Origin of the sequence: Pedobacter sp. BAL39, assembly GCF_000170795.1 — a bacterium.
GTDB lineage: Bacteria > Bacteroidota > Bacteroidia > Sphingobacteriales > Sphingobacteriaceae > Pedobacter.
In genome coordinates this window covers 435,085-447,989 of record NZ_ABCM01000002.1, presented here as the reverse complement: position 1 = coordinate 447,989, position 12,905 = coordinate 435,085, and the positions used below count along the sequence as shown (strand labels likewise).

Sequence of the window (12,905 nt, the reverse complement as noted above, 5' to 3'; positions counted from 1 at the left end):
ATGATGTCATTGTTAGTTTTGGACTATTTTTATACGGCCTTGCATTTGCTGATCATCGGCTTCAACCTCTTTGCCTGGGTATTTCCGGTGACGAGGAGGCTTCATTTGTATGGTGTTGCCCTGACGCTCGGCTGCTGGCTGATTCTTGGGATCTGGTACGGGATTGGTTACTGCCCTGTAACAGACTGGCATTGGGAGGTCAAAACACGATTAGGCGAAAGCCATCTGCCGGATTCTTTCGTGAAATATTATGCGGACAAAATTACCGGAATGGACATCAATAATGTCCTGATAGACGTCATTACCCTGGTCAGTTTTGCATTAGCAATTGGTTGTTCCATCTATGTTAACTTTTTTATGAGGAGAATACCACCTCAAAGTATTGGCTGATGCCTGGAGGTAACAGCTCTGTTACAGCGGTTTCAGCCCTGGTAAATGGGGAATCCTGTATATAGCTTGTTATCCTGGATAAACATTTACCAGATGAAATTCATAAGTTTATAGACTTTTGGACGAAAAATTGCGTTTCAAAACTGATTTTATGCAAATCCAGGGCAGCGTATGGCTGTACCCGTTTCATCTTGATTGCCTAACTATGAATAAACATATACAGTACCTTTTGATTTCGATCCTTTTATTGTCTGCTTCCTGTTCTTCCGTTTATATGCCCAATGTGCCCAATACCCCTATGCTGAGTACGAAGGGAGAATTTAGCGGAGGAGGACACATTTCATTAAAAGGGAATGGTAGTCTGAATGGTGCATATGCGTTCTCCAACCATTTCGGCGCCTTAGTGAGCGCATCCGTGATGAACAACGAAAGAACCCGAAAAGACTACAGGCACAAGCTTGGAGAAGTTGGCCTGGGATATTTTGACACGTTTGGTCCGGACAATAACAGGATCATTGAGATTTACGCCGGATTTGGAAGCGGCCGCACCGACCGGAACTTTCGCGATTATAATGAAAACGACATCCTTACATTGACCAACACAGAATTAGTGAAGTACAATAAAACTTTCATTCAGCTGAATTACAGCTCAAAAAAGAAAAATAACCTGAGGTTATTTGGAAGGGAATATCCTTTGAACTATGGCACAGCCTTAAGGATCAGTCATATAGATATGGACAGTTTCCTGAGTAATGGCGTTGGGCAGCCGCTAGAAGATAATCTTTTTATTGAGCCTGTGTTTTTTACGCGCATGCACCTCAGTGATGCGATACAGCTGCAGTACACCTCAAGTGGTAATTTCGGATTGAAGAACCGGAAGTTCCTTACGGCGGGAAACTCGATATTCACCATTGGACTGGTCGTAAACCTGGGAGGGAAGCAGAATTAAAACATTCCTTTGATGTTGGTGTTATCTGTTAAAAAATACCATGGAATCTTTTAACATCGTCATCGATATTCAAAACAGTACATTTTCACTTACCGTACAGCCGGAGGAAGCTGGTACCTACAAAATTATTTACCACGGGGCGCTCGTGGGAGCGATAACCATGGGTCGATCGGAAGGTCTGTGGGAAGCGCTACCAGTTGATGAGCTGGATCCAGGCATTTTTCCAATGTACGAGCATGATGCTGAAAAGGATGAGGTACGAATTGTACTGGATGCTGAAACCGTAAAAAGTATTGGGGCAAAAATTGCCAGTTACCCGAATTAGTCACTACCTTTGAGTGCTCAATCGTAACATTGATGCCGAAAACACCCAGTACCATTTATACCCTTCAGTTTGGTCTTGTCTGCCTTAGTTCATTCCTCTTCTCAGCGAGTTTCAATATGCTCATCCCGGAACTTCCGGCCTACCTCAGTAAGATGGGTGGTGCCGAATACAAAGGGTTGATCATCGCACTTTTTACCCTAACGGCAGGCATTTCCCGGCCGTTTAGCGGTAAGCTTACCGATACTATCGGGCGTGTTCCGGTCATGGCAGTAGGCTCCCTCGTATGTTTTGTATGTGGCTTTTTATATCCTTTGCTCACGACTGTTGCAGGGTTTCTCTTCCTTCGTTTGATTCATGGTTTTTCAACAGGTTTTAAGCCCACTGCGACGGCAGCATATGTTGCTGATATCGTGCCGACAGAAAGATGGGGCGAAGCGATGGGCGTACACAGTCTTTGCTTTAGCACGGGACTTGCCATAGGCCCTGCAATTGGCAGTGCCATTACAGATCATTATTCCATCAACATTCTTTTCTATTGCTCTTCCGTCTTCGCGCTGGCATCTATTGTCATTCTTGCGAATATGAAGGAGACATTACCGGGTAAGGAGAAGTTTATGTTCAATCATTTGAAAATCAACCGCAGGGACATTATCGAATGGAGGGTGATCCCGGCTGTCGTGATCATCTTCATGAGTTACATCAGCTATGGAGCGATCCTCACTGTGATATCAGACTGGAGCAGTCACCTGGGCACAAGCAACAAGGGTTTGTTTTTTATGGTATTCACCGCTACATCACTGCTGATCCGTTTTGTTGCGGGAAAGGCATCCGATAAATTCGGCCGGACAGTGATCATCCGTCTTTCGTTATTGCTGCTGGCACTATCAACTGTACTCATCGCCTGCTCCAGCTCATCTTTTATGCTGATGTCGGCTTCCGCACTATATGGCGTCGCCACGGGGATGTTATCACCAAGTGCGACGGCATGGACAGTAGACCTGAGTGACCCGATGTATCGCGGCAAGGCCATGGCTACCATGTATATTGCACTGGAGGCTGGAATTGGCCTGGGCGCCTTGCTTGCAGGCTGGTTATTTATTGATGACATCAGCATGATTCCTGTAACATTCTATTGCTGCAGTGCTGTGACCATTCTCGCATTTTTCTACCTTCATTTCCTCTATAAAAATACTCCAAAAGAACATATTGCCTAGGCAATGTCCTAAATCATTTTTTACATCCGCTACTTTTCTTGTTTCTGATCAGGCTATTTAGTTAGATTTTCTCTGGATCATTTTTACAAACGAGTGATAAATTAAATATTTTCTGTATTTTTCTCAGCGCTTATAAATGGTTTTAGCAAAAAATCTATGTCTAAGATCATTTAAAGCGTGGAATGATAATTTGTAACAGAATCATTATTTGATGATGCTTCTATTATAATTTGTAATTTCTATTTTTAATTTTTTTTAACCAAAAACACCACAATGAATTTGAATTATTTAAAGTTTGGAACAACAGCTTTTATCTGGCTGTTGGGAACAACGTTGGTTGACGGGCAACAGCTGGCCGACAAGTCGGAGATCAGCCTGAATGACCTTTCCCAGTTTAAAGACCCAGGGCAGACATGGTCCCTGGCTGGCGGCGTAACTGCTGATCTTAATGCCACAAATGCACTGAATACTACAAAAGGTACAGGCATCCTGGTCAACATCCCTACTAAAAGAAACCACGGCAGCGACCTGCTTACTACCGCGGAGCATGGCGACCTGCTTCTGGAGCTGGACTATCTGATGGCAAAGGGTGCAAACTCAGGAATCTACCTGCAAGGGATCTATGAAGTCCAGCTGGAAGATTCATGGGGCATAAAAAATCCGCTCTCTTCAAATAACGGAGGAATCTACGAACGCTGGGACGATGCAAAACCTCAGGGACAACAGGGATATGGCGGATACGCGCCACGACAGAACGCCAGTAAAGCACCAGGTTTGTGGCAACACATTAAGATTGCCTTCCGTGCTCCACGTTTTGATGGCTCCGGAAAAAAGACAGAAAATGCAAGAATCCTCAGTCTGGAACTCAATGGGGTATTGATTCATGAAAATGTCGAACTTTTTGGTCCGACAAGAGGAGCCAATAGCGCTGAAAAACCTCTGGGCGCTTTACGCATTCAGGGTGACCACGGTGCTGTGGCCTTCAGGAATATCAAAATGGGAAAAGTGTCTGACCGTGACCTGATGAATGGCGGAAGAAATGATGCTGATCCGATTTATATCGACGCGCCGTCTAATGCCATGATCCGCAGTTTTATCGACCTTCCAGGTCGCTTGAGAGTAGTACACGCCATATCTGTAGGCACACCCCAGCAGGTTCATTACAGCTATGACCTCGACAATGGTTTGTTGCTGCAGTCGTGGCGCGGAGAATTTATTGATGCTACACCGATGTGGCATGATAGGGGTGACGGTTCGTCAAGAGCCCGCGGTGCACTGACATTGTACACAAAAAAACCTGTTCCTGCGATTGCGAAACTCGCAACTGCTGAATCAGCCTGGATTGCTGATACCACAGGAACCTCATTCCGCACTAAAGGATATGTAATGGATGCTCAGGAGCGTCCTGAATTTAAATACCAGATGTATGGTTCCACGGTAACGGATGCCATCAAGGTATCTGACAATGTGGAGGGATTGAACAGACAGATTAGTATCGATAAACCTGTAGAAAACCTTTATGTATTGCTTGCTGCAGATGCCGCCGACATCAAAGAAGTGGCTAAGGGACTATACGCAATTGACGATCAGTCCTTCTACCTGAGGTTTGACAACGCACAGGATAAACCCGTCATCAGAGACATCAATGGCAGGAAAGAGCTTGTCGTACTGCTGCGTGACAAATTAAACTACTCAATTTTATTTTAATCCGGATGACAGGATGGACAGGAGACCATTATGGCCGAATGATCACCATCTCAAAATACATGACATCATGAAATATACTTTTAAAACGCTGGCGATGCTGGCATTAAGCTTTAGTTTTTCCGTCGGCTTTGCTCAGGAAACGCCAAAGGAAGAAGATTTCTTCAAAATAATGAAAATAAGGGTGCCGGAAGGACCGGTGCTTGAAGTCGGCGGACTGGTAACGCTGCCAAACGGAGATCTTGGTATCTCTACAAGACGTGGTGAGGTTTTTGTCGTAGAAAATCCTACCAGCAGTCGCCCATACTTTCGCAAATTTGCCTCAGGATTACACGAAATTCTAGGTCTTGCCTATAAAGACGGTGCTTTTTATGTAGCGCAAAGGGGAGAGCTGACCAAACTGATCGACAGAAATATGGATGGTAAGGCGGATGTCTATGAAACCATCTATGCCTGGCCTTTGAGCGGACATTACCATGAATATAGCTTTGGTCCAAAAATCGCTCCTGATGGTTCCTTCTTCGTAACCGGCAACGTAGCGTTCGGTAACGAAGAGTGGTGGCGCGCAGAGAGTAAAGTGCCGATGCGCGGATGGGCAATGAAAATTACTGAAGATGGGAAAATGAAACCTTGGGCTGCGGGATTGCGCTCACCGGCAGGTCTGAACGTAATTGACGACCAGCTCTACTATACGGAGAATCAAGGCGACTGGGTTGGATCTGGCGGTATCTGGAAAGTGAATGAAGGTGATTTCCTGGGACATCCCGCAAGTTTGCGCTGGACAGACCGTCAGGATTCGCCTTTGAAACTGAGCTCCGACTATTTCTATTCAAGAATGGATGAGCGCCGGATTAAAGACGCCAATGGAAGATACATCAAACCAGAAAACAGGGTCGATGAGCAATTTAAGACTTTGTTTGAAATGAAAAAAGAGTTTAAAGACCTGCGATTGCCTGCGGTATGGTTGCCTTACGGTATCCTCGGTATCTCCACTTCAGAACCTGTGAAGATCCCTGCAGGGCATTTTGGCCCTTTTGAAGGCCAGCTGCTGATTGGCGACCAGGGGATGAGTATCATCTCGAGGGTGTTCCTTGAAAAAGTGAATGGCGAAGAGCAGGGTGCTGCATTTTTGTTCCGCAGTGGTTTCCGTTCGGGAGTATTGCGACTGGCATGGGGCACTGACGGATCTTTGTTTGTTGGAGAAACAAACAGGGGTTGGGGTTCCGCAGGTGATGCCAATGAAGGTCTGGAAAGACTGGTATATAATAACAAAACACCTTTCGAGATGAAAGCTGTCCGCGCGATGCCAGACGGCTTCGAGGTAGAATTCACTCAGCCGGTTGACCTTAAATCTGCAAATGACCTAGCTTCTTATGATGTAGAAAGTTTCATCTACAAATATCATCCAGTATACGGTTCCCCTCCGGTGAACACTGAAAAACTTAAGGTTAAAGGTGTAAAGGTATCTGCAGATGGTCTTAAGGCTAGGATTGTAGTAGATGGCCTGCGTCAGTATTATATCCATACCATTACAGTTGATGGTGTACGTGCGAAGGAAAGTGCTGCTGAGCTGCTACATCCGGTTGCCTATTATACACTAAACAACATTCCTGCAGGCGCAAAGCTGTCGGCAAATGAACTAAGTACCAGAAACTCAGTTGCCGTAGCCACAGCAAAGGCTACGCCTAAAACGGTAATTAAAAAAGTAACAAAAACCGCTAAAGCTGCAACAACTACAACAACTGCAGCTAAAGCTAAGCCAGTTGCAACTGCGGCTGTGAAGGCTCCGGTAAAGGCACCTACTTACGCTGAAGTCAAAGGACTGCTGACCAGCAGCACCTGTCTGGCTTGCCATAATACCACAAAAAGACAAATCGGACCTTCATTCACGGACATCTCCAAACGCAAATACTCCAATGAGAAAATTGTGCAGCTGATCCATAACCCTAAGCCGGAAAACTGGCCTGGTTATTCAACAGAGATGCCTCCAATGCCTCAGGTATCCAAAGCCGACGGATTGAAAATTGCGGCCTGGATCAACTCCCTGAACAAGTAAAAAGCCGGCTAAGCTTTAAATTGTTAAAATTTATTAGTTATAACTGTTTTTATGACGGTTATAACTAATAAATTTATATTTTAGTCGCTCAATAAAAACCGATATAAACAATGAACAAACTTGCAACCTACGATTACATTGTATTTTTTGTATACTTTATAATTGTATCATCGTATGGCTTTTGGATCTATCGAAAGAAAAAGACCCTTTCAGCCGACTCAAAAGATTATTTTCTGGCAGAAGGCTCGCTTACCTGGTGGGCAATCGGAGCTTCCCTCATTGCATCGAATATCTCAGCCGAACAGATGATCGGTATGAGTGGCTCTGGTTTTAAGCTCGGACTTGCCATTTCTGCTTATGAATGGATGGCTTCCGCAACATTGATTATTGTTGCCATCTTTTTCATGCCGGTATACCTGAAGAATAAGATCTTCACCATGCCCCAGTTTTTGAGTCAGCGCTACAATGAAAAGGTTGCGATGATCATGGCCGTATTCTGGCTGATGCTGTACATTGTGGTTAATCTCATGTCTATTCTATATCTGGGTGCCCTCGCCATTAGCGGTATTTCCGATCTTCCAATCACTGTTTGTATATTGGGTTGTGCGATCTTTGCCATCATCATCACACTTGGTGGCATGAAAGTAATTGGATATACGGATGTGATCCAGGTGTTCTTCCTGGTGCTTGGTGGTTTGGTTGCTACTTACATTGCGTTGAACCTGATTTCTAATGACGGTGGTATCGTAAAAGGTTTTTCTATGCTTACCGATGGCGCTTCTGAACACTTCCACCTGATTTTCAAAAAAGACAATGAAAATTACATGGATTTACCTGGGTTAAGCGTACTGATTGGCGGTATGTGGATCGCTAACCTCAGTTACTGGGGCTGTAATCAATACATCACGCAACGTGCGCTTGGGGCCTCGCTTCCTGTAGCAAGGTCAGGTCTCTTATTTGCGGCCTTTCTGAAAATGCTGATGCCTGTAATTGTGGTGATCCCTGGTATTGCGGTATATTACATCATCAAAGAGAAGATTCCTGGAATCAGCGGCGCTGATCTCTTGACCACCTCAGGTGTTCAGGATCCCAATAAAGCGTATCCTGCACTCTTGGGATTGCTTCCTATCGGATTGAAGGGACTTTCATTTGCGGCATTGACCGCTGCAATTGTAGCCTCACTGGCAGGTAAAGCAAATAGTATCGCCACGATCTTTACACTCGATGTTTACAAAAAGGCATTTAATAATGAAGCGAGTGAAAGCAGGCTGGTGAATGTTGGAAAGATTACTGTCGTTGTCTCTATGCTGATCGCTGTTGTGTTGTCACTCATCATTGGCGACGCGCTAATGGGCGAAGGAAAACAAGGCTTCCAATATATCCAGGAATATACAGGATTCGTATCTCCTGGTATTTTTGCCATGTTCATCTTAGGGTTCTTCTGGAAAAAGACAACTTCAAATGCGGCATTGTTTGCTACCGTTGGTGGTTTTATCGTGTCGGTCATCCTGAAGTTCCTTCCAGGATGGGTCGATCTTTCTCCTTTATATGAATTCGGATGGGCAGTAGCCAACTCTTCAGGAGTATTCGAAATTCCATTTATGGATAGGATGGTCATTGTATTTGCCGTGTGTATCATCGGTATGTATATCATTAGCATCGTTGAGAATAAAAAAGGAGTTGTTCCTAATGGTCTTGAAGTAGACACCAAGATGTTTAGGGTATCGACTTCATTTGCTATAGGCGCCTTGATTATTATGGCCCTTATCGTAGCCTTATATTCCGCGTTCTGGTAGCCTTGACCCATCGTAAAAAAAGCCGCTTTGCCTTAATGGTAAAGCGGCTTTTTTTATGCCTTTAAAATTTTTACAGCCAGTTATTTGCGTAACTGAAAACAACTGTATAGATTGTGTGGTGTTTATATAAATCCTTTTAATGAAGCTAATCAAGGCCTGCAGCATCTTTATATTTCTGCTTTTTTTTTGCTATAATCTTGCAGATGCGCAGATTTGCGGTACCCCGGGGCTTGATGGCCCTGCCAATACAAATGTGTCCATCAATAGTTATTTTCCAGTCGCCGGTACCTTTATATTGAATGCCGGCTCGGTTGCCGTGCCACTTGCGGCGGTGCCCGCAGACGACCCTTATGGAAATAACTTTGGTACAAAAGCCATTCAGAAGGGCGATTTGCTACTCATCATTCAGATGCAGGATGCTCAGATTGCCTACAGTAATGACAATCGGTATGGCGCAAACAATGCCAGCTCCGGACCCGACGGCCTTGGAGGGACGGGATTCACCAGCCTTGGAAATACCGGAGTGTTTGAATATGTCATTGCAACAAGTGATGTGCCTTTAACAGGTGGAGCGCTGACCTTCAAAGGAGTGAATCCAATGGGCAACAGTGCGGTCAATTCCTATTATAACGAACCTCCAACAGCTACGAGAGGTAAAAGAACATTTCAGGTGATTCGTGTACCACAATACTCCAACCTCATTCTGTCCAATGACGTCAAGACGCCACCGTTCAACGGTATTGCAGGAGGTGTCATTGCTTTTGACGTTTCCGGCACGATGGATTTTAATGGTCATGTTGTTGATGCCTCGGCGAGAGGTTTTCGCGGCGGTTACGCACCAAGGGGTGAATCAGGATTGAATATCGATTATCTATATGTAAAGCCCTCAAATGACCCCAGGGGCACCGGTAAAGGGGAAGGCATTGCTGGCACACCACGTTACATGTGGGACGGTTTCAACCTGGTCGATAATATCGTTGAGGGACTTCCGGACGGATCCGTCGGGAAAGGCGCTCCTGCAAATGCAGGTGGCGGTGGCAATGATCATAATGCAGGCGGTGGCGGCGGAGCCAATGCTGGCTTTGGTGGCGTTGGAGGCAATGGCGTAAGGTATAGCGATGAAAATCATCTGTTTCCAAATGGAGGTCGTCCTGGCAGTCTATTGTACAGAGGATTACAGGACCTGAATCGTCTGATTATGGGCGGTGGTGGTGGCGGTGGCGACGCCAATGACGCACTTGATGGCGTCAAAGGCGGTGTTGGTGGCGGTATTGTGCTTATAAATGCAGGAAGTATAAAAGGTAGGGGAACAATTCTCTCCAATGGAAGTAAAGGACAAGTGGGCCTTGCAGGAGCCGCGCCTGATGGTGCGGGTGGCGGTGGAGCCGGAGGAACTGTATTCATTAAAGTCAATAGTCCCGATCCTGCATCACACCTTAACATTCAGGCAATGGGTGGTGCAGGCGGAAATACCGAAAGGGACAGAGATCCAGGGCAGGAGCATGGCCCTGGTGGTGGCGGTGGCGGCGGACAGGTGTTTTACGCTACGCCGGCATCAACGGTGACCGTTGATGTGCGTCCGGGGTCGGCGGGAGTGTCTGCCCAAAATACACCGCACAACGCCGCAGGGGGAACTACAGGGAGGTCAGATTTTTTTGCACTGAGCGACCTTCCTCCATACCTCCAGGGTAGTGGATCTGGATGTTATCCTGAGCTAAACACCGTCATGGCCTTTGTAAATAACGGAAGTCCAGTGGTCAGGGGCAGCATCCTCAGCTATTCCATCATCGCCAGAAATGTGCCTGGAGGCGGAAATGCAGGAGGAGTACAAGTAGAAGCAAAACTTCCGTCGGGTTTTGCTTTCCAATCGGCAATAGCCACTTACACTGGTAATGCCGGTGGGCCCTCCACGGTATTGGTTAACCTGAGTAATGACGACAACCGCCCGCGGGTCGGGGATTTCAACATCTCACCGGGAGATGAGGTCAGGCTTACCATGTATGTACGCGTGGATTGTATGGTAAGCCCGGGAACTTACGATGCACATGCGCAATCTTTATTCTTAGATCCTACACGTACCCTCAGTCAGCCGCAAAGACGCATCACTCCCCTGTTGAATGCTTTCGCAGGCTCAAACACCAATTATGAGACAGGTTCCCGGGCAACCATACCCGGAACAAACTTTAGTGGCACCGCGTCTGCTGCGGAGGATGTGACCATCAATGACATTGTCATCAGCAATAATATGATTACTGCCCCACAGCTCAGCAAATTCTGCGCTGAAGGTGATCCGGACGTCATCACCGGAAGCACAGCAACCGGCGGTTTCAGTAGCTTAAGTTATCAATGGCAGGCATCTGCCAATGGAGTTGATTATCTGGATATTGCTGCTGCAAATGCCTCGGATTACGATCCGGGCGTACTTAACGTCAGCACCTATTTCAGGCGGCAGGTAGTTCACCTCGGCTGTGCATATTCCGTAGCCAGTGATCCTGTATATATTGAAATTGAACAGACAAAGGCTGTGCTTGCCTTTGAGCCGATTCCCGACCAATGTGCCAGTGGAGCTCCATATCGTTTAAGAGAGGGACGCGAAACTGCAGGGGTGGTCACTGGTGGTACAGAAACATATAGCGGCACAGGTGTAGACGCCAACGGATACTTTAATCCCGCAGTCGCTGGTATAGGGACCTTTACGATTACTTATACCTATCAGCCCCTTGAGGGATGCCCGGCAACTGCGACACAGACCGTCGCGGTATATCCTTTGGCCTCTTCAGATGCAGGTCCTGATGTAACCATTCTTGAAGATGGACAGGTGCAGCTCGAGGGGAGGAGTAATGGCAGCGGGCTGACGTACAAGTGGAGTCCTGCGACCGGATTAAGTCGTGATGACATTAGTAACCCGGTTGCCCGTCCAAAAGAAGATATCGTATATACATTAACAGTAACCAGTATGGGTGGATGTATATCCACCGCTCGTGTAAAGGTCACGGTACTTAAGAACCCGGAAATCCCCAATGCATTCAGCCCGAACGGAGATAACATCAACGACACCTGGAACATCACTTATCTGGAAAGCTATCCTGATGCTACCATCGACGTTTTCAACAGGTATGGAGAGAAGGTCTTCAGCGCCTCCGGAGCTGCGGCGGTAAAAAGTTGGGACGGCAGGTATAAAGGGAATGATTTACCCGTAGGCACCTACTACTACCTGGTGAACCCCCGAAATGGACGAAAGTCCATCTCGGGGGCGGTGACCATCATTCGTTAGTACAAATTGTTATCCCAGCGTTCAATGGTATTGTTGTACAAAGCTTTGTTTGCGAGATGCACGCATATTGCAGTCTTTGCACCTGTATTCACATTGGAGTCCGGCTTGGTTTTATTAATGATAGATTTATGAAAGTCTTTCAATGCGTAGTAAGTGCTGTCGTGTGGAGGCCCTTCTGAAGGGATAGGAATGCCACCATTCTTATCCCATACCATCTTGGTCGCACCGGTCACACCGTCAACCGTTTCCAGTTCTTTACGCATGCTGTTTTCAGGATAGTAAATCGCCTCATTGACCAGGAGCGACACTGTTCCTTTGGAACCCTTTATCCGGAACTGATAACTGTCACGCTCATTTGCCAGTGTAGTGCCGAAGTTACCGATCATGCCAGCTTTGGCATACCTGAACATCACCTGTACATTGTCGAACGTCTCCCGTCCATCCTTATAGAAATCAATGCCACCGGTGGCCATGATCTCATCCGGATTAGTATTAAATGCCCAGTTGATGAAGTCGATCTGGTGCGACAGCAGCTCAGCCATCAGTCCACCGGAGTAAGCCTTATACATCCGCCAGTTGATCTGCCGCTCCAGCGCAGGATCAGCAACGGGCCTGCGCCAGTTGTTGTTTCTGTCCCAGCGGCTCTCTACCTGTGTTACTTTGCCAAGATAACCCTCTTCGATCATTTGTTTAACACGATAATACACCGGGGCATACCGGTACTGGTGGCCTACCTGAAGCACCTGGTCTGGATGGGCATCCACAATTTTCACGAGGTCAAGCGCCTCGGTGATGTTATAGGTCATCGTTTTTTCAAGGTATACATGTTTGCCTGCTTTAAGCGCAGCAACGGCAATGGGAAAGTGCATGTTCAAAGGCGTCGCAATAAATACCGCGTCAATGTTTTTATTGTCCAACAGCGACTGGTAATCCTTGTAAGTCTTCCACTTTGCCTGCGGGCTTTGCTTCTTTGCTTCGTCGAAACGGAAGCTGAGCACGTCACAGATGCCAACTACCTCGAAGGCCTCCGGCAGTTCTCTGGAGATGTGGATCAGCCCCTTGCCTCTGTCGCCGCAACCAATTACACCAACCCTGATCTTTCTGTCAGCTGTTCCAAATGCAGCCAGCATCTGATCAGGCAAGAGTAATGAACCTGCCAGCAGACTGCCGCTTTGTATGAATGTTCTCCTGTACATC

The 12,905-nt window shown here is 46.6% G+C and carries 9 protein-coding genes; 8 read left to right on the top strand and 1 reads right to left on the bottom strand.

The annotated features are described in order from the left end of the window. From PBAL39_RS04165 to PBAL39_RS04130, 8 genes are all read left to right on the top strand, one after another. Nucleotides 1–390 (top strand): DUF2784 domain-containing protein, encoded by a 390-nt coding sequence (locus PBAL39_RS04165; RefSeq protein WP_008238625.1) that lies wholly within the window; start codon nucleotides 1–3, stop codon nucleotides 388–390. A gap of 205 nt (nucleotides 391–595) precedes the next feature. Further along, nucleotides 596–1,339: a hypothetical protein gene (locus PBAL39_RS04160; RefSeq protein ID WP_008238624.1), complete on the top strand. Its 744-nt coding sequence runs from the start codon at nucleotides 596–598 to the stop codon at nucleotides 1,337–1,339. Between the two features lie 40 nt (nucleotides 1,340–1,379). Beyond that, nucleotides 1,380–1,664, top strand: coding sequence for a hypothetical protein (locus PBAL39_RS04155; RefSeq protein WP_008238623.1), 285 nt, complete (start codon nucleotides 1,380–1,382; stop codon nucleotides 1,662–1,664). Nucleotides 1,665–1,696: 32 nt separating this feature from the next. Beyond that, complete coding sequence (locus PBAL39_RS04150) at nucleotides 1,697–2,878, top strand: MFS transporter (protein WP_008238621.1); 1,182 nt, start codon at nucleotides 1,697–1,699, stop codon at nucleotides 2,876–2,878. 273 nt (nucleotides 2,879–3,151) lie between these two features. Next, nucleotides 3,152–4,585 carry a DUF1080 domain-containing protein gene (locus PBAL39_RS04145; RefSeq protein ID WP_008238620.1) on the top strand — a complete coding sequence of 478 codons (1,434 nt, stop codon included), beginning with the start codon at nucleotides 3,152–3,154 and terminating at the stop codon, nucleotides 4,583–4,585. A 67-nt stretch (nucleotides 4,586–4,652) separates the two neighbouring features. Next, nucleotides 4,653–6,638, top strand: coding sequence for a membrane protein (locus PBAL39_RS04140; protein WP_039866080.1), 1,986 nt, complete (start codon nucleotides 4,653–4,655; stop codon nucleotides 6,636–6,638). Nucleotides 6,639–6,748: 110 nt separating this feature from the next. Next, nucleotides 6,749–8,434, top strand: a complete 1,686-nt coding sequence (locus PBAL39_RS04135; protein WP_008238618.1) for a sodium/sugar symporter — start codon at nucleotides 6,749–6,751, stop codon at nucleotides 8,432–8,434. A gap of 139 nt (nucleotides 8,435–8,573) precedes the next feature. Beyond that, entirely contained in the window at nucleotides 8,574–11,708 is a 3,135-nt protein-coding gene (locus PBAL39_RS04130) for a T9SS C-terminal target domain-containing protein (protein ID WP_008238617.1), read from the top strand. Here the strand turns inward: PBAL39_RS04130 and PBAL39_RS04125 are convergent. Next, nucleotides 11,705–12,904, bottom strand: coding sequence for a Gfo/Idh/MocA family protein (locus PBAL39_RS04125; protein ID WP_008238616.1), 1,200 nt, complete (start codon nucleotides 12,902–12,904; stop codon nucleotides 11,705–11,707). The two genes, PBAL39_RS04130 and PBAL39_RS04125, sit on opposite strands and share 4 nt — an antisense overlap. Nucleotide 12,905 lies beyond the last annotated feature (1 nt).